This is a genomic window from Psychroflexus salinarum (assembly GCF_042677225.1).
Classification (GTDB): domain Bacteria; phylum Bacteroidota; class Bacteroidia; order Flavobacteriales; family Flavobacteriaceae; genus Psychroflexus; species Psychroflexus salinarum.
Genome location: NZ_JBHTIV010000007.1, coordinates 1 through 18,337 on the forward strand (window position 1 = coordinate 1; position 18,337 = coordinate 18,337).

General features: G+C 37.5%; 13 protein-coding genes and 2 tRNA genes. 1 reads left to right on the plus strand and 14 read right to left on the minus strand.

Annotated features, from left to right (window positions below):
* Positions 1 to 442 precede the first annotated feature (442 nt).
* Both ACFQ0R_RS06870 and ACFQ0R_RS06875 read right to left on the minus strand, forming a co-directional pair.
* Positions 443 to 1,609: a tyrosine-type recombinase/integrase gene (locus ACFQ0R_RS06870; protein ID WP_379657646.1), complete on the minus strand. Its 1,167-nt coding sequence runs from the start codon at positions 1,607 to 1,609 to the stop codon at positions 443 to 445.
* Between the two features lie 418 nt (positions 1,610 to 2,027).
* Positions 2,028 to 2,582 (minus strand): manganese efflux pump MntP, encoded by a 555-nt coding sequence (locus ACFQ0R_RS06875; RefSeq protein WP_379657647.1) that lies wholly within the window; start codon positions 2,580 to 2,582, stop codon positions 2,028 to 2,030.
* 468 nt (positions 2,583 to 3,050) lie between these two features.
* Here ACFQ0R_RS06875 and ACFQ0R_RS06880 point away from each other — a divergent pair, with 468 nt between their 5' ends.
* A complete protein-coding gene (locus ACFQ0R_RS06880; protein ID WP_379657648.1) occupies positions 3,051 to 3,551 on the plus strand; it encodes a flavin reductase family protein in 501 nt (166 codons plus the stop codon).
* Positions 3,552 to 3,671: 120 nt separating this feature from the next.
* On the opposite strand, the gene ACFQ0R_RS06885 is transcribed toward ACFQ0R_RS06880, so the two are convergent.
* The 12 genes from ACFQ0R_RS06885 to ACFQ0R_RS06940 all read right to left on the minus strand — a co-directional run bounded on the left by ACFQ0R_RS06885 (position 3,672) and on the right by ACFQ0R_RS06940 (position 18,299).
* Entirely contained in the window at positions 3,672 to 4,847 is a 1,176-nt protein-coding gene (locus tag ACFQ0R_RS06885; RefSeq protein WP_379657649.1) for a thiolase family protein, read from the minus strand.
* A 12-nt stretch (positions 4,848 to 4,859) separates the two neighbouring features.
* On the minus strand, positions 4,860 to 7,322 hold the full coding sequence (locus ACFQ0R_RS06890) for a 3-hydroxyacyl-CoA dehydrogenase/enoyl-CoA hydratase family protein (protein ID WP_379657650.1): 2,463 nt from the start codon (positions 7,320 to 7,322) through the stop codon (positions 4,860 to 4,862).
* Positions 7,323 to 7,340: 18 nt separating this feature from the next.
* The gene (locus tag ACFQ0R_RS06895; protein ID WP_379657651.1) at positions 7,341 to 9,821 is read right to left on the minus strand and encodes an acyl-CoA dehydrogenase; all 2,481 of its coding nucleotides are present in this window, start codon (positions 9,819 to 9,821) and stop codon (positions 7,341 to 7,343) included.
* The gene (locus ACFQ0R_RS06900; protein WP_379657652.1) at positions 9,822 to 11,585 is read right to left on the minus strand and encodes an AMP-dependent synthetase/ligase; all 1,764 of its coding nucleotides are present in this window, start codon (positions 11,583 to 11,585) and stop codon (positions 9,822 to 9,824) included.
* Positions 11,586 to 12,258: 673 nt separating this feature from the next.
* The gene (locus ACFQ0R_RS06905) at positions 12,259 to 12,579 is read right to left on the minus strand and encodes a hypothetical protein (protein WP_379657653.1); all 321 of its coding nucleotides are present in this window, start codon (positions 12,577 to 12,579) and stop codon (positions 12,259 to 12,261) included.
* Between the two features lie 108 nt (positions 12,580 to 12,687).
* A complete protein-coding gene (locus ACFQ0R_RS06910) occupies positions 12,688 to 14,001 on the minus strand; it encodes a DUF4842 domain-containing protein (RefSeq protein ID WP_379657654.1) in 1,314 nt (437 codons plus the stop codon).
* Positions 14,002 to 14,853: 852 nt separating this feature from the next.
* Positions 14,854 to 14,928: transfer RNA gene (locus ACFQ0R_RS06915), tRNA-Val, on the minus strand.
* Between the two features lie 40 nt (positions 14,929 to 14,968).
* Positions 14,969 to 15,043 (minus strand) — tRNA-Val (locus ACFQ0R_RS06920).
* A 59-nt stretch (positions 15,044 to 15,102) separates the two neighbouring features.
* Complete coding sequence (locus ACFQ0R_RS06925) at positions 15,103 to 16,323, minus strand: bifunctional folylpolyglutamate synthase/dihydrofolate synthase (RefSeq protein ID WP_379657655.1); 1,221 nt, start codon at positions 16,321 to 16,323, stop codon at positions 15,103 to 15,105.
* Between the two features lie 3 nt (positions 16,324 to 16,326).
* On the minus strand, positions 16,327 to 17,211 hold the full coding sequence (locus ACFQ0R_RS06930) for an energy transducer TonB (protein WP_379657656.1): 885 nt from the start codon (positions 17,209 to 17,211) through the stop codon (positions 16,327 to 16,329).
* A 3-nt stretch (positions 17,212 to 17,214) separates the two neighbouring features.
* Positions 17,215 to 17,607, minus strand: a complete 393-nt coding sequence (locus ACFQ0R_RS06935) for an ExbD/TolR family protein (RefSeq protein WP_379657657.1) — start codon at positions 17,605 to 17,607, stop codon at positions 17,215 to 17,217.
* Between the two features lie 2 nt (positions 17,608 to 17,609).
* Positions 17,610 to 18,299 (minus strand): MotA/TolQ/ExbB proton channel family protein, encoded by a 690-nt coding sequence (locus ACFQ0R_RS06940; protein ID WP_379657658.1) that lies wholly within the window; start codon positions 18,297 to 18,299, stop codon positions 17,610 to 17,612.
* Positions 18,300 to 18,337: the final 38 nt, after the last annotated feature.

An 18,337-nucleotide genomic window follows, 5' to 3' on the forward strand; every position in this document is an offset into this window, starting at 1 on the left:
GAGCACTAACGTGCCTATATCATCCTTATAAATCTTCAGAACTACAGCCGTTCCAAAAAGGCGTCTCAATTAAATGCAACTGGTTATATGTCGATAAAAATACACTTTTATTTGAAATATTCACGGGATAAACGCATATTTTCATCATGTTTATCGAATTCGTGTTATTCATTTTAAGATCTAATTAGTGCTTAATCGTACTTTATAAGCTTCATCCGTAAAATTCAACAGCTCATAAACTAAAAACCTCAAGTCGTAAATAAATTTCCTCTTGAGGTTGTAAGAAATTCCTCAAGAGGAAATGTTTAAAAAGACTAGTCTTTTTAAACAAAAAGAGTACTACTTTCAGAAGAAAAGAGTACTCTTTTTATAATGTTGAATTTGATGCTTTACTATTTCAAATATAACTAATTTTTAATTTAATAACATATAAAATAAACTCCTATTCCAAAGATTTACGAAGCAATCCCATATGCTTATTCCCCTTCGTTAACTGTTTATGTTTTGTTACGGCTACATCTAGTGGATTTTGAATGGCGCTGATCGAGCGCTCCGTAACATGTGTATAAATCATAGTCGTTTCAGGGCGAGAATGTCCAAGTAATTCTTGGATATAGCGTATATCCACACCATTTTCGAGCAAATGTGTAGCAAAGCTATGTCGCAAGGTATGAGGAGTTACCTTTTTTTTGATTTTCGCAAAACGGCAGCTCCGTTTCAAAAATGCCCTTACCGAAGATGCCGAGTAAGCCACACCCGCATCACCCTCAAACAAAAAACGCTCAGGCTTGTACGTTCGCACATAATTCACCAGCAAAGGCTGTATGCTCTGTCCCAACGTCGTGTGTCTGTCTTTTCTTCCCTTGCCAGATTTGACGTAAATTGATTGCCTTTCCAAATCCACATCCTTCAGTTCTAGTTTCAGGAGCTCACCAATGCGTAGCCCGGAAGAATAAATTAGCCCAAGGAGTGCCCGGTGTTTCAAGTTACGCGTCGCCTGCAAAATAGAAATTACCTCCTCCGTAGAAAGAACATCTGGCAGCTTTCTGTCCTTTGTTGGCATCGAAATCTTCTCAATCAGCACTTTCAAATCACTGTTTAGAACAAAAAAATGCTTTAGCGCATTCATCGCTTGTCTGTGAGAGCTTATGCTGTAATTGCGCTTGGCCAAAACCCTTTCAGCAAACAGCTCTATCGATCTGTTCGACAAATCAGTCAAAGCCGTAGAGTTAAAAAACTTCAGGAAAAGCTCCACAAAAGTAGAATAAGAATTCACAGTAGAAGGGCTCTTGCGTTGCCCCACCAGATACTGCTTATAAGCCTCAAGCCTGGCAAGGTGCTGGGGGTTCAAAAAAGGCTCAGCACGACTTTCAGTTTTAGCCTTTTGCATGGCAGAGTAATCCACCTTCCAGTTAGTATCTTTCAAAACCCGCATCAGTCGCCGTTTAGAAGCATCCACATTAGGAACATAAAAACACCTGTGCGTCTGTGTCCATTTACAGTCAGGAAGCCTATTCAAAGCAGACTTTAGTTCAGCATCAAACCCAAACCGTATCGCCACACACGACATCTGCCTATGTTTCAAAGGCTCCAAAACAACAATTTTCATAGTAGAGGATGAATTAAAATAACGATACAATATAACTCAAAAATCTATAATTCAAACCCAATACGCTGGTAAACAGCTTTTATTTCTTCTGAATTTGATACAGGTGAGATTAAATTCTCATAGACAAATACACCTAAAACCAAAGCAATCACTTAAAACTACCGTGTCTTAAACCACAAAAAAACCGCCAGTCCTGGCGGTTTTTGAATTGTGCACTCGCATGACAAAAAATCACCAACTTTCTCAAACTTCAGTCATACCATTTTGTGCTCTACAGAGATATGGTCAATAATTGTATATCAATTCATGGAAGCTGTGAAGGTTCTATGCCTGTGTCAGGAATATGACATTGATTCGGGAAACATTTTAAAAACCAACAGAACATGGGGAAAGACTATTGATGGTAGATACAGCAACTTCAAAAAGGCAGCCCCAGGAAATTTATAAACGCCAGAGCAATCAATACAGCTCCGGCAAAAATCTGAACGTATTTGCCAAATATGTCCTTTACATACTTGCCGGTTTTCAACCCGATAAAAGAAAATAAGCCAGAGAAGAAAGCAATAAATATTGCTAGTTTTAGCGGGTGTATTCCGCCAAGACCAAGGCTAAAACCTACCAGGAGATTATCTAGACTCAGCCCCAGGGCTATCAGAAATAAGCCTTTTATAGAAGTAATAAATTCCAGAGACTCCTGTCTTTCTTTTTTGGTTCTAAAAGCAGAAATTATGGTATAAACACCAAATGCTACCAGAATCAATCCTCCTGCAATATCAGAATAGGTCTCTATAAATGAACTCACAAGTTGTCCAATAAATAGACCAACCAGAGGAATAGTAAACTCCACAATGGTAAAAATAAAAACAATCCTCAAGTGATATGTTTTGGTGTTCAAAGCACCAAGCCCAAAAGAAAAGGACAGGTTATTGGAGGCAATAACAATTGCAAGGAGAATGAGCTCAATAGTATCCATTAATCAAAATTAAGGCCTTAGATATTCAATTAAAAATAAAATGCTATTTATTAAACAGGATTGTGGATATAATTCTGTTTTACACCTGCCAGGGCTCATCTTAAATACATAATAAATGACAGCTCAATCAATGTTCAAACCCAGTTTGATTTCACCGTATGAAAGCTGATTTTAGATTCAAAATTACTTTTCAGCATATGATACTTTTTTTTTGATAAACTCCTGAAAAATCATTATTCTAAAGTTTTTACAGAATTTTAAACTAACTCACTTCTCAATCTTGCCATTTTTTTAACAAGATAATCTATAAATTTCAAGTAATTTTAAGCTATACCCTTAGGTGCTTGTGTTGCGTCAATGAGCTAATAGTAATTAAGTTCGTTTAAAGAAATTCAAACGTTTGGATTAATTATAGCTAAAGGTACCTGCACTTAAGGTTCATTTATTAATTAAAATTCAATTAAAATTATGAGTAAACTAACGAGCAAATTCACTTACGGATATTATGTAATGACAGCCTTGAAAAAAGGGGATAATCTTAAGACACAGGAAAATGACTATATAGCCGCTGGAACTGTAAACTGGGTGTCTCAGGTTTCTTTCTCACCGGAGATCATTTCCGTTGCGATAGGGCAAAAAAGCGATCTAAATGAAACGATAAACTATAGTGAGCACTTCACTATTCATTTACTTTCAGAAGATCATAAAGATTATGTAAAAAAATTCGGTGTAAAATCTACTATTGAGGATGGTAAGATAAATGGAGCACCTTTCAAAAAGCAAAACGATCAGGCCATTATAGAAGACACGCTTGGATATCTCACCTGTAAGGTAGTAAAAAGCTTAAATATGGGAGATCATACCGTTTACTTTGGAGAAATCATCAATGAGAAAGTTCAAAAAGACAAGAAAGCCTTGTGTACAATGCAGTTACCATCAGAATATACAAAAGATAAAGCAGAGATTTAGATCTATTTATTAAAGTAAGAATCTCAAAAAGCAATCGGTAGCGATTTGTAGACTTATTGTTTAAACTTAAAAAAGTCCAGTGTTTCACTGGACTTTTTTTATATTAAGCATCAAAGTAAATTAATTCAATCGTTCTATAATTCCAGCAATTCCCTGACCGCCTCCTACACATGCCGTTACCAAACCAAATCGTTTATTCCTTCTTTTCAATTCATGAATAATTTGAATACTTAACTTAGCTCCTGAGCATCCTAGTGGATGACCTAATGCAATGGCACCGCCATTAACATTTACAATTTCCGGATTCATTTCCAATTCATTAATCACAGCAAGGGATTGGGCTGCAAAGGCTTCATTTAATTCTACTAGGTCTATATCTGCAAGCTTTAATCCAGTTTGTTTTAGCACCTTGGGTACCGCCTCTTTTGGACCAATGCCCATAATTCTTGGGTTTACGCCAACTACACTACAGCCAATTAATTTTGCTTCCGGTTCAAGACCCAGTTCTTTCATTTTTCTTTCGGACATCATAACCACAAAGGCAGCTCCATCAGATCTCTGGCTGGAATTTCCTGCAGTAACCACTCCGTTTTTTTTGAAAGCAGGGGGCAATTTGCTCATTTTTTCAAGATTGGTGTTTTCCATGGGGCCTTCATCTACCTCTATGATTTTCTTTTCTCTTTTTTCTTCTTCATTATCAACAAATATTCTTTCGACCTCGACTGGAGCAATCTGATCTTTGAAATAGCCATTTTTAATCGCTTTAATAGCATTTTGATGTGATTGCAGTCCGAACTTGTCCTGTTCGGTTCTGGAAATATTAAACTCTTTGGCAACCTCTTCACCTGTGACTCCCATATTGAGTAGGTATTCCGAGTGACTTTTAGTAATGTTATGATTTGGTGAAGTCTTCCAACCCCGAGTTGGAACTTGGGACATGCTTTCTGTGCCTCCGGCTATAATAACGTCTGCCATTCCCATGCTTATCTTTGCTGAAGCCATAGCAATAGTCTCGAGACCTGAAGCACAATATCGATTTACTATAACTCCAGGAACTTCTTTTCCTAAAGCCATCAATGCAATCCATCTAGCCATTTGTAAGCCCTGCTCTGCTTCGGGTACGGCACAGCCAACTATGACATCATCAACATCTTCTTTTTTTAATCCAGGTGTATTTTTGACCATATGTTTGATGACAGCAACGGCGAGGTCGTCTGAGCGCATTTCGCTAAAACTGCCCTTATCAGCCTTAGTGACTGCAGATCTATATCCTGATACTATATATGAGGTGTTCATGTTTTAAGTGTTTTAATTTCTTTTAGGTTTACCTTTTAAAAGCATACTTTTCATACGTTCGAGCGTTTTAAGATTGGTTGCAAGCTCTGTAAATGCTTCACGCTCCAGTTTCATCATGTAATTTTCACTGATCATTTGTTTGCCGCTAAGTTCTCCACCTACCATAACATAAGCCAGTTTTTCTACAATTTCACGGTCATAATCTGTCATGTAGTTACCAAAATGCATATTGGCAATTCCGGTTATAAAAAAGCTTAATGCGTTTTTGCCTAGTGCTTTGACATTTGGTTTTTTGACCGAAGGCGTGTAATTCTCTGCCAGATCTAGTGACAGCCTTTTAGCATCCGTGAGCAGTCTTTTTTTATTCATGCTTAACTTGTCTATATTTCGTCTTAAATATCCAAAACTGAACGCCTGTTCTGGAGATTTAGCAACTTCTGCTTTTGAAATATTCATTAGATACTGCTGTATTCGTGGTGTATCCGGGGATTCGTCTATCATTTCTATAGTTGCTCTCCGGGCCATGGCTGTGGTTCCGCCTCCTGCCGGTATCAGACCAACACCAACCTCAACAAGCCCCATATAAGTTTCGGCTGCTGCCTGAACCCGATCGGCGTACAGACAAATTTCTAAACCTCCCCCTAGGGTTTTACCACGCGGGGCGACAATAACCGGTACAGAAGAATAGCGTATTCTCAACATTAAATCCTGAAATTGCTTTAGAGCCTTTTCTATCTTACTTTTGTTTTGAATAAGTGCGTATTTACCAATCATGGAAATATCTGCTCCCATCGAAAAATCCTCATCTTCATTACCAATAACGAGGGCTTTATAATCTTCATTTTGTTCAGCTAAATCTATAGCCTTATTAATGGCTTCTATTACTGCTACATTAATTGTGTTTTTTTTGGAAGTAAATTCAGTAACAAGTACACCGTCTCCAATATGGATAATATTAGCGTCTTTATTTTTCCAGACTGTATGCTCATCTCTGTAATTATCTAGAAAAATAAGATTTTCAGACCAGGGCTCCGTTTTGTATTCTTCATTTTTGAAATCATAATATTTCTTCTGCCCGTCTTCGGTTTTGTAGAAAGATGAAACACCTTTATCTATCATCACATCAATCCATTCTGCAGGTGGATGACCGGCTTCTTTCATTTTTTTTGTTGTTTCCTTCAGCCCTAGCATATCCCATATTTCAAAAGGGCCGGCCTCCCAGCCAAAGCCGCTTTTTATGGCTTCATCTACCTTATAAATTTCGTCAGAGATTTCAGGCAGTCTTTTGGAGCAGTAAGCAAAGAAACGGTAGTAAAATTCCTTGAAAAACCTAACCGCTTTATCATTATCAGAACCTGTGACCTGGAGGTAAATTTTCTTAAAGAAGTTTGTTTCACTGGCCCGACCTTCCTCGAAGGATTCAAACTGATCTTTAAGACTATCCTGATTTTTCTGCTCTTCAACTAGTAAATAATCCGGATCTTCTTTATCTCGATACTCCAGCTTATCTGGCTGAAGTGTGTATAAGTTTGTACTTCCGTTTTTCTTTTCTTTTTTGTAAAACCCTTGATTGACTTTATCACCGATCCATCCGTTGTCAATCATTTTATTGATGAATTGAGGTACTTTGAAGACATCGCGCTCTTCGTCATCTTCGAGCCGTTCATAAAGACCCTGGGCTACATCAGCCAGTATATCAACCCCAACGAGATCGGCCGTACGGAAAGTTGCGGTTTTTGGTCTGCCCACAGCTTTGCCTGTAAGTTCATCTATTTGCTCAATTGATAAATCCAGTTTTTCCATGAGCTCTAAAGTGAGCATAATTGCATACACGCCAATTCTGTTGCCAATAAATGCGGGGGTGTCCTTGCATATGACAGTTGTTTTACCCAAATAGACATCACCATAATGAGCTATAAAGTCGGTTACCTCTTTTTTAGTTTTATCACTTGGAACGATTTCCAGTAGTTCAAGATAACGCGGGGGATTGAAAAAGTGTGTTCCGCAAAAATGCTTTTGAAAATCATCGCTACGCTCTTTTATAATGCTTTCAATGGGTATGCCAGAGGTATTTGTAGAAATTAAACTCCCCGCTGTTCTATAGTTTTCTACATTGCTAAAGAGTTTCCGTTTGATGTCCAGATTTTCCACAACAGCCTCCAGGATCCAATCACAATCGCTAAGCTTTTCAAGGTCATCTTCAAAGTTTCCTGTGCTTATCTGATCGGCGAATGATTGTTCATAAATAGGGGACGGGTCAATTTTTAATGTTTTCTGCAGGTTATCATCAGCCAACCGGTTTCTTACCTTCTTGTCATCTAGTGATAATCCTTTTTCTTTTTCCTCATCGGTTAATTCTTCTGGAACTATATCTAGAAGTAATACTTTCAGTCCTATGTTTGCAAAATGACAGGCAATCTGAGATCCCATTGTGCCAGATCCTAAAACAGCAACTTTCTTTATAATTCTTCTCATATTTTCTTCATTTTTAATTTAATCTTTCGAATTTGCCGGCTTTTCCTGAGGAGCATACACATTTACCGGTAGTTGTGTCAGGTCAAAATCATCTACCGACATGGCTTTTTCTCTCCAGACTTCAAGTTCTTTTAGATGTTCATATTCATCCTGGGAAATAGCTCCAGCCTCAACAGCTTCTTCTGCTAAGTGCTTTGTTCTGTTTTTTGCTACGATTCCTTTTTTGGTAGCCTCCCGTATTTTTTCATAGATGCTTTTGCTTTCAATGCTTAGTTTATAGGCATATTCAAGTATGTATAATTGCTCTTCCTGGTTTTTTGGAATGAAAATTCCATCGCTGAGTTTATCCCTTGTTTCTTTATCAAATTGCATAGCTTTAGCCACTTTATGGCCAAGTTTATCAGAAGGTTTAGGACTTAGTGGATTTAGTCTGCTCCACCAATACATAGGGTATTTAAAAAAGCCGCCAATTACCGGAACAGGAATATTTCTGTAAATTCCTTCAAAACTTTTTTGAATTTTATGAAGCCCGTGAGCCATCATCCAATCCACAAAGATTTTATCTTTTTTAGGAAAGCCATCGGCCTCGTATTTCCTCAGCACACATGAGCTTATATAAAGCCACGAAATGATATCAGCATAGCGACCAGAAAGTTTTTCCTTCTTTTTTAAGCCTCCCCCCAGCAGCCCTAGGATAAGATCCGACATAAAAGCAAAATTTGCAGAGGCCCAGTTTAGTTTTCGGTAATGATTGGCTACCGGGCTATTGTAAGGACCACTTAGGTAACCTCTGGTCATATTGAGTAAGCTCGCTCTAAATGTATTTCTGACTATCATCCTCATATGCGACCAAAATGACTTATCAAAACGCGTTATGTTTTTTTCCTCCAAAGCCGTCAGTTCTTCAAGAGCGTAAGGATGAGAACGAATAAGCCCTTGTCCAAAAGTTATTAAACTCCGGGTCACTACATTAGAACCCTCTACGGTAATGCCGATTGGAACCGCCATATGTGCATTGCCCATAAAATTCTTAGGCCCAAGAATAATACCTATCCCGCCCAGAATATCCATGGCGTTATTGACAATCTGCCGATTGATTTCGGAGCTGTTATATTTGACGATAGCAGAAATGACAGCTGGTTTGTTTCCTTCATCCAGGCCTCCACAAGTAAATGCACTCACAGCATCAAGTGCATAAGCATAGCTGCCAATAGGAGAGAGTAATTCTTCAATGGCTTCAAAGCGTCCAATTGGCAAACCAAACTGCTGTCTTACGACACAAAAGTTACCGGTAACTCTTGCCGCCAGTTTAGCTCCTCCTGTATTCATAGCTGGAAGAAAAATACCTCTTCCTCCGGCCAAGGTTTCCATAAGCATTTTCCACCCCTTACCTGCCTGCTCAGGACCACCAATTATTTGATCTACAGAAACTATGACGTTCTCACCTTCAGTAGGTGAATTGATAAAAAAGGTGTTAAGTGGATTATGTCTTCTCCCTAGTCTTACACCAGGCAAATCTGTAGGGATAAGCCCACATGTAATGCCAGGGTTCTGACCTTTTCCGAGTAAATTTTTCGGATCTTTTAAATCAAAGGCTAATCCAAGTAAAGTAGAAACAGCCGCTAAAGTGATGTAGCGTTTATTCCAGTTTAAGCGTATAAATAAATCTCCATTATCGTCTGCAAAAACTTCTCCATCAGACTGCATGCCTGCGGCATCACTACCAGCTTCTGGTTCGGTTAACGCAAAACAAGGTATTTCTTTTCCTTCTGCAAGTCTGGGTAAATAGTAGTCTTTTTGTTCATCGGTCCCATAGTTTAAAAGTAATTCTGCCGGTCCTAATGAATTGGGTACCATTACATCCACCGACATTGAGACTGAGCGTGAGGCTAACTTGGTAACCACCGAATTCATGCCATATGCGGAAAACCCATGACCTCCGTATTTTTCAGGGATAACCATTCCAAAAAAACGCTCTTTCTTAAGGTATTCCCACACCTCAGCATTGAGATCCTTCTTTTGCGATAATTCCCAATCGCTTTGCATAGCGCATACTTCATCAACCTGATTATCAATAAAGGATTTTTCTTTTTCGGAAAGCAGCGCATATTTTTCATTTCTGATTCTTTTAAAATCAGGTTTACCAGTCAGAAATTCACCATCAATCCAGGTGGTACCAGATTCCAGTGCTATTTTTTGAGTTGGACTTATTGAAGGTAAAAAGCCAATCTTATCCGCCAGATTCATCAATGGGGAGGTGACAAGATTTTTTCTGATAAAACTTATATTAAAAATCAATAAAATAACGAGTGCAACTACACAAAGCCATATGGGAGCGGCGAGCACCCAAAGGAGTAGCAAAGTGAATAAGCTCCAAAGCCAGAGTGCTGCTCCCCGGTAGCCAAGTACCAAAATAAAGATAATGACTCCAGTAAGTGTAACCCAAACCGGCGCTTCCAGTAAAATTCCGAAATATGTTTTTTCTATGATATCATTCATCTATTCCTCTTTATACATTTCTTCAATTAGTTTCTTGTGTTTATCCTTAACCACCGGCCGCTTTACCTTTTGCGTGGGTGTTAATTCTCCACTTTCTACGGTCCACTCTGCCGGCACAAGCCTAAATTTTTTGACCTGTTCAACGTGGCTGAATTCACTATTTTTATTCTCTAAGATTTTCTCATAACGTTCAATAACAGTTTCATTTTCAACGATTTTCTCTTTTGAATCATAAGCAATGTCATTATCTTTACACCACTCCTTTAAGTTCTCAAAATCAGGCACTATTAAAGCCGTTACCATCTTTTCACCTTCGCCAACCACCATGATATGCTCTATAAGAGAAGATTCTTTACATTTATTTTCTATGGGCTGAGGAGCCACTTTTTTGCCTCCAGAAGTCTTAAAAACAGAGTCTTTTCTGTCCTTTACCTTTAAAAAGCCGTCATCATCAATCTCTCCTATATCATCGGAATAAAGCCAGCCATCTTTTAAAACTTCCCTGGTTTCCTCTTCTTTTTTATAATACCCCATCATGACATTAGGCCCTTTGCACAGGATCTCATTGTCTTCTTCAGAAATCTTTACTTCAACATTTTCCAATGGTTTGCCTACAGTCCCGAGCTTTCTATTCTCCAGTTCCCATCGGTTTACTGAAATTACCGGCGAAGTTTCTGTGAGGCCATACCCCTCCAGAATAGGGAGCCCGGCAGCGGTGAAGATGCGAGCAAGCTTAGGATTTAAGGCTGCACCGCCGGATATGATCAATTTTACATCGCCTCCTAGAGCTTCTCTCCATTGTGAGAAAACCAGTTTATCGGCTATTTTCAAAAATGAGTTATAAAAGACGTTACCACTGTTTAATTCATATTGATCTGCAATCCATATGGAGCCAAAGAAAAGGCCACGCTTTATGAAATTTTGTTCAGCCCCTTTCTTTTTTATTTTCTCGTATATCTTTTCAAGCAATCTAGGTACTGCAGTAAAAATATCAGGCTTTACCTCCTTCATATAATGGGCTATGTTATCAATATCTCTGGTATAGTAAATACTTACCCCGGAGGCCATATAAACAAAAGATAACATTCGCTCAAAAATATGGTTTAAGGGTAGAAAGCTTAAGGATTTGGAGCCTTCATCGATAGGCAGCAGTGGCAAACAGGCTTTTACATTACTCATTATATTTTCGTGTGAAAGCATGACTCCTTTGGGATCGCCAGTTGTACCGGAAGTATAGACAATGGTAGCAAGATCGCTTTCTGTTACACCTTGTCTTCTCTTTAGTAACTCCTCTTTATTTTTTTGATTTGCTTCATCGGTAATAATTGTCCAATGCGTAGCGCCCTTTACTTTATTAAAAGTATAAACATGTTTAAGCTTTTTCAGTTCATCCTTTATGTCATCAATCATGTTATAAAGTTCTTCATCCTCGACAAAAAGGGTTGTGACTTCAGATTCTTCGAGCATATATTTGTACTGCTCTTTGCCCACGTTAGGATACATTGGAACACAGATGGCACCAATCTGCTGAATACCGAGATCAATAAAATTCCACTCTGGTCGGTTAAAAGAAATCAAACCTATTTTTTCTTCTTTTTTTACTCCTGCGTGCAACAGACCAAGACTGACTTTATTCATCTGATCGATGTACTCTTGAGTTGAATAGTTACACCACTCTTCATCTACCATTCCAGCCAGAGCAACCTCAGAAGGGAAATTTTCCTTCTGATAATGCGGTATTTCAAATAGTAGTTTAATATCCAAGACGGTTTATTAAAATGATTATTCTGATTTTTCAATTAGGAAGTTTCACACACTTTTTTTATTGATTTAGGAGTCACACTTCTTTTTTATTAATCAATTTTTATATAATGTTTAATAAAAATAAATAATGAAGAATAGAGATTTGGTAATTACTGAGTTAAAATTCTGTTATTTTAATAAAAACGGGGCATTTTGAATGATTTTCTCATTTTTAATTGGATTAAAATGTTTTTATATGCGTTTGGATACATTTATAAATGAAATCAAGATATTTAAGAGACAGAAAAACCAAAAAATAGTTTTTTTGCAATTCCACATCCATTGCTCATGAAAAAAAATCGATTAAAAAAATCCTAGGTTCGAAGAGTATGTAATTCCCGCCTTAAAAGTGAAAGTCATAAAAGTTTTGAATACTGATTTTCTTAAACTCGTTTCGATGACTGTCCATATTTTAATTTTTCAGCTTCTTTTTATCCTTGCCTCTTTATATAAAATTGAATGATTTGAATTATTCTAAACAGGTAAGTTTTTGAAAATAGATAGAAAAATTTCAAAATCCAATTTAAAAAATTGGGGTATGACTAATTTTCTTTTAGTTCTTGAGAACTAATTTGCCAGTGTTACTAAGTTTTTGAAATCAGCGACATTTAAAAGAAAAGAAAGAATCGGAAAGTTAAAGCATTAAAAAACAGGCTATTGAGCCTTTTTTTCTGTGGGTCATACTGGATTCGAACCAGTGACTTCTACCTGTAATAGCTTCACAATAATTGTCAATAACATCCTGAGACATTTTCTGATCGGATATTTTTGTGTTGCGGGTGATTAAAGTTGTAAACAGAAGTCTGTCGATAAAACCAGAGGCTACCAAAGAGTCGCTATATAAATCATCTAAAAATTGATTCTGTATGCCACCAATAAGAGTGACATAGCCAGACTCTATTCTAAAACTGTCATTTGTTTGTATGAATAAGAAAGAAAATGGAAGTATAGACATAACATGTTTCTTGTCCGGTAAAACAGTAATAAAAAAATCCTCTGAGCAATTTTATGCTCAGAGGATTTCTAAAAACTAACTAATATTAACCAAATTGATGGCTAATGCTTATTCACAAATTACAGCATGTGCTACAATCCAAAAGTCTCCGTCTCCACTATATGAAACTGAAAAGGAATCACTTGTCGCATTTTCTAAATTATGAGTGTTTCCGAATTGTCCGGGTGCAATAGTCGTAGGTGGATTATCTCCAAGATATAAATGAGTTTCACTCATTGTAAACCCTTGATTCATATCATAAGTAACAGTTACATCAGAACCAGAGACCTCAACTGTTAAAACACCAGCCAAAGTTCCATTGTTTGTATTGTTCTGGCCTGCACCAGCCCAAATATCGAATGTATAAGAGCCATCCTGAACATTGGTAAGTTCATTTGCCCATCCCCATCTTTTATTTGTCAATTCAAGATCTACAAATGTATTATTACCAAAAGCAAATCCTGTTTCACAGCCAGTTTTACTGAAGATATCATAATCTCCTTCACAGTCTTCGTTCAGGTGAAGATACCCTTCTTCTTCGTTGATCTGGTCAACTCTGTCCAACGGCATAGTTCCTTCTAATAAGACACCATTTACAAATAACTCAATGTAATAAGATTGTTCATCTGTAGGGATGCTGGAATCATAAGGCAATTTTATGCAAAGAAGTTCGTTGTCCGTGTCCTCACTATTATAATCACCATCTCCAAATCCACTCCAGATTAAATCTGCCTCAGAAGTTTCATTTTCATTTGGATAAACAAATGCCTCTAATGTAGCTACCTGGTGTCCGGTATCAGGCTCACAGTAGTTAGCAAACACACATAGATTTTTCACCTCTTTGATGTTTACATTCCAGAACACAAAGCCAAACTGAGGTGGTGTGAAATTCTCCACACAAAGGACGTCTATCTCGTATTCGATTTTTCTGTAATTTTCTACTTCAACATTAAAAGGTAGGGCTTGGTCAACAAATCTTGCAAATTCACTACCTTCAGTTGGAGTAGCATAAAGAGGGTTATCATCTCCATCGTAAAGTTGACAGCTAGTAACTTCATAGCTACCCGGACCAACTTCTATAAGGTCTGTTTTGTAGCTATCTCCCCATACGTTCAGGTCGATAGTGTAGCTCATCCCAGCCATTTCAATTACAGCATAAGAAGCTAGACTCATGTCGCAAACTTCGAACTCCTTTCCTTCATTAGCACCAAGTTTGACATCTCCTGCTTTAGCGTCAGCAGTATTGCCAACTCTATCACCGGTAAATACAAGTTCAATACCGCTTGTTTCTTCTGAAACAATTTCATCTTCCTGACAGGAATACATAAAAATCATCGCTGTACAAACGAAGAGTAAATTTAAATTTTTAAATAAATTTTTCATAATGATATTATTTATTAGGTTTCATAATTCATAATAAAATTAAGAAATATACTTAATGTGGCAACTTTTTTAACAAAAATAGCGCTTTTTTAAAGCTACATTAATTGTGTTAAAACTTTGTATGCCAGTTATATATGAGCATTAACGTAAAACTTATAGTATTTAAAATGAATTATGTGTTATTTTTATTGTTAAATAAAAATCAATTAATTTGCTTTAGTTTTTTTAATAGTGATATTTTTCAAATCATTTGTAAGATTACAATAAAATTTAAGTAGCAGTTAAAACGTAATGTTACTTCTAAGGTGAAATATATGACCAGAGTATTTTGCCTTGGTTTCCATTTAAGTTTGTGTTACAAGAAGCTCAATACTCTTTAAGATAGTTGTTCATTTCTTATGATAATGATTTAGACTAATGTAATACAGGCTGGTGCTTCGATAATCCAATTTAGCTATACCATATAGCCCTTGAAAGTCAGGTAGGTTAAGAAGGGGTGAGAATAAGTTGTTATTTTTCTTACGTGATTAACAGTGTTGATCCGGCTTGGGTTTGAATCAAATAATAAATCCAATGTTTTCACATTGGATTTGTGCTTGATGTGGGTTATACTAACCTGAGACTTCGAGAGAACCAGTGACATTTAGGTATCAAAGTGAAACTTAGAACTAGCTGGTTTTTTTGTACGTTATTCCGGATTAACTGCGTTGATCCAGAAACAAACCACTCCTGCAAATAGAAATCCAAAAATCGCTATCGCAATTTTTTTTGTCTTCCATCAGCCTCTAAGGAAGCTTGGGCTTCTGAAAACAAAAAATCCAACACCTTTCGGTATTGGATTTCTGCCTGATGTGGGTCATACTGGATTCGAACCAGTGACTTCTACCCTGTCAAGGTAACACTCTGAACCAACTGAGTTAATGACCCGACTCTAAAATAAAAAACCCTAACATGTAGCTAGGGTTAGTGGGCGATGAGGGGTTCGAACCCCCGACCCCCTCGGTGTAAACGAGGTGCTCTGAACCAGCTGAGCTAATCGCCCCAAATTGGGATTGCAAATATAAACCTTATTTTGATTTCTCAAACTAATTTTTTTATTTTTTATAAAATTTCTGCAACGGTAAATGTGCTTCCTCCTACATATATCAGATCCTTTTGTTTTGCTTCACGTTGAGCAGCTTTCAAAGCGTTCCCTACAGTAGTAAAAGCTTTTCCGTAAAGTGAGAAATCTTTAGCCTTATAATACAAATCAGTAGCCTCCATGCCTCGTTGAACATTAGGCTTAGAGAAATAATAGTTCGCCGACTTTGGAAAAAGGGGTAAAATACCATCTAGATCTTTATCATTTACAAAACCTAAAACAATATGTAGATTCTCATATTTTTCTTCTAGTACTTGTTTGAGCACCAAAGCCAATCCTTCTTTATTATGAGCAGTATCTGCTATTAGTTTTGGTTCATCAGCAAGGATTTCCCATCGGCCTCTCAGTTGAGTTCTGCTTTTTACTTCTGTAAGGCCTTTTTTAATTGCTGTTTTTGTAATCTTCCAGCCTTCCAGTGTAGTTAAAACTTCAAGACTTTTTAAACAAGTTTTGAGATTAGACTTTTGGTAGTTTCCTCCTAAATCGGTTTTAAGAATTGGATCGTCCATATCTTCAGCAAAAAATATGGTCGAAGCTTCCTTTTTTGCTTTCGATTTGAAAACACGTTTTGTTTCTGCTGTTGTTTCGCCTATAACTACTGGAACATTCTTTTTGATGATACCTGCTTTCTCTCCAGCTATTTCTTCCAAAGTGTTGCCGAGAATTGCAGTGTGATCCATGCCTATGTTAGTAATAACAGAAAGGAGCGGGGTGATAACATTTGTAGAGTCCAGTCTGCCGCCCATTCCAACTTCTATAATAGCGATGTCCACCTCTTCCTTGGCAAAATAACCAAAAGCCATTCCTACAGTCATTTCAAAAAAAGATAGCTTTTGCGCTTCTAGGAAATCCATGTGTTCGTTTATGAACTCAACGACATCAGTTTTCGGTATCGGTTCACCGTCTATTCTGATGCGTTCACGGAAGTCTTTAAGATGAGGGGAGGTGTATAAGCCTACTTTATATCCTGCTGTTTGTAAAACTGAAGCCAGCATATGGCTTACAGATCCTTTACCGTTTGTACCGCCTACATGTATGCTTTTGAAATTTTCTTGAGGATTTTTCAGTTGCTTTAATAAAGCTAAAGTATTGGTTAGATCTTTTTTGAAGGCTACTTGCCCTTGTCGCTGATACATGGGAAGTTGATCAAACATCCAGTGTAGCGTTTCGGTATATGTCATTTGTTATTCAGATAATTTAAAAACGTAAGTTATAAAACCAACTTGTGTGGATGGCGCTTTAGAATCACTATTGAATTTTGTCGCGAGTGCGGCACGCTTGGCAGGTTCTAGAAGACATGGGTTCGTATTGTCTGTACCTTTGGCACCTGGAGTTGCTTTTATGACATCACCATTTCTGTTCACCTCAATTCTTACTACCACTTCACCAGATTCATTACAGTCTTGAATAATTTTCTTTTTAGATAAAGCTTTTCTTCCCCCTAGTCTGTAGTTACCATCTCCATCAAGTCCTTTCCCTGTTCCGTAGTAATTTTTAGCGTTGGGGTCACCATCTGGATCACCTTTATCACCAGTTTGATTGTCGTTGCCTTCACCGTCTTCAGCTTTGCCATCGTTCTCAGGGCCATTCATAAGACTTTCCATAGCATCTGTAACCGACTTTTCCGGCTTCTGTTCTTTCACTGGTTCAGGCTCAGGTTCTGGAGTAGGTTCTGGTTGAGTTTCTTCAACTTTTTCTTGTTCCTTTTCTTTGGGCGGTTTTGGATCTTCTTTTGTTTCTTTTACAACTTTCTCCTCTTTTTTGATAACTGGAGCTTCCTCGGTATCCTGAGTAACAACATCCTCTTGAATGTCTTCTGTAGTACTAGTTTCTTCAACTTCTTGAGGGGGTGGTGTGTTCGTTGGTTGTGGGGAAGTCTTCACGGGCGCATCAGGCTGTATATCTCCAGACCCGACTTCTGTTGTTCCAAAATTAATAGCAATACCACGTTCTTCAGGCGGATCCAAATATTTCAATCCAAAGAAAAACATCAACAGAATAAACAGGATATAAATTCCTGTTGTTATAAAGAATGATTTCTTTTCGTGTTTGGTTTTAAATAGACTCACGACTTAATTGGGTTTTACAGCCAATACAATTTTGTATTTATTTCTATTGGCAATATCCATGATTTGTACAGCCTTTTCAATGGGGACACCTTCTGCAGCTCTTAAAATAATAGTTGGTTCTTCGATACCATTTAACTTTGTTTTCAAAACGCTTTCAACCCTGTTGGAACTGACCTGTTCTTCATCGACATAAAATTCCAAATCTTCAGTAATACTTACTGCAACATTTTGAGTTGAAGTAGTTTTACCTTTTGCTTTTGGTAAAATTAAATCCAAAGCTTCTGGAGTAATTACCGGAGACGTCAACATAAAAAAGATAAGTAACAGGAACACAATATCTGTCATGGAAGACATGCTAAAGGTTGCGCTCACTTTATTTCTACCTCGTAAATTCATAATTAACTAGGTTCATTTAATAAATCTAAGAAGTCAACTGCTGTAGCTTCCATCTGGTGAACCACTTTGTCTGTTCTTACAACGATATGGTTGTAACCTATGTAGGCAATAATTCCTACGATAAGTCCTGCAACTGTGGTTGTCATCGCGGTATAAATTCCTTCAGCCAGCGAACCCATTTCGGCTTGACCACTACTGCTAGCTAGCTCATGAAAAGCAATAACCATACCTATGACGGTTCCCAGGAAACCTATCATAGGCGCAGCTCCAGCAATGGTTGCCAGAACACTTACATTTTTCTCCAGTTTATAAACTTCCAGTCGGCCAGCATTTTCTATAGCTGTGTTGATGTCTTCCAGTGGAGAGCCAATTCTAGAAATACCTTTTTCTGTAAGTCTGGCAACTGGAGAGTTTTCCTGAGCGCAGCGCATTTTTGCCGACTCAATGTTTCCGGAAGTCACACTGTCTTTAATCTGATTCATAAAATTTTTATCGGTCTTTGAAGCGGCTTTTATTGCGAAAATGCGTTCAAAATAAATGTAAATCGCAAAAAACAAAAGCACTGCAAGAATCAAAATAATGATGGTTCCTCCAGCTCCTCCACTAAAGATCAAATCAATGATGGATAGGGTTTTTTCTTCAACAACTTCCTCTGCAACTTCAGGGGTTTCTTGAGCAAATGATATAAACATAGTTTATGGTATATTAATAATATAAGTAACGCTAAAGT

Bases quoted from the DNA above. Each gene is read 5' to 3' on its own strand.
- ACFQ0R_RS06880 (WP_379657648.1), top strand. From the start codon at position 3,051: ATGAGTAAACTAACGAGCAAATTCACTTACGGATATTATGTAATGACA.
- ACFQ0R_RS06925 (WP_379657655.1), bottom strand. From the start codon at position 16,323: ATGACATATACCGAAACGCTACACTGGATGTTTGATCAACTTCCCATG.
- ACFQ0R_RS06875 (WP_379657647.1), bottom strand. From the start codon at position 2,582: ATGGATACTATTGAGCTCATTCTCCTTGCAATTGTTATTGCCTCCAAT.
- ACFQ0R_RS06895 (WP_379657651.1), bottom strand. From the start codon at position 9,821: ATGAATGATATCATAGAAAAAACATATTTCGGAATTTTACTGGAAGCG.
- ACFQ0R_RS06935 (WP_379657657.1), bottom strand. From the start codon at position 17,607: ATGAATTTACGAGGTAGAAATAAAGTGAGCGCAACCTTTAGCATGTCT.
- ACFQ0R_RS06890 (WP_379657650.1), bottom strand. From the start codon at position 7,322: ATGAGAAGAATTATAAAGAAAGTTGCTGTTTTAGGATCTGGCACAATG.
- ACFQ0R_RS06940 (WP_379657658.1), bottom strand. From the start codon at position 18,299: ATGTTTATATCATTTGCTCAAGAAACCCCTGAAGTTGCAGAGGAAGTT.
- ACFQ0R_RS06905 (WP_379657653.1), bottom strand. From the start codon at position 12,579: ATGTCTATACTTCCATTTTCTTTCTTATTCATACAAACAAATGACAGT.
- ACFQ0R_RS06870 (WP_379657646.1), bottom strand. From the start codon at position 1,609: ATGAAAATTGTTGTTTTGGAGCCTTTGAAACATAGGCAGATGTCGTGT.
- ACFQ0R_RS06910 (WP_379657654.1), bottom strand. From the start codon at position 14,001: ATGAAAAATTTATTTAAAAATTTAAATTTACTCTTCGTTTGTACAGCG.
- ACFQ0R_RS06885 (WP_379657649.1), bottom strand. From the start codon at position 4,847: ATGAACACCTCATATATAGTATCAGGATATAGATCTGCAGTCACTAAG.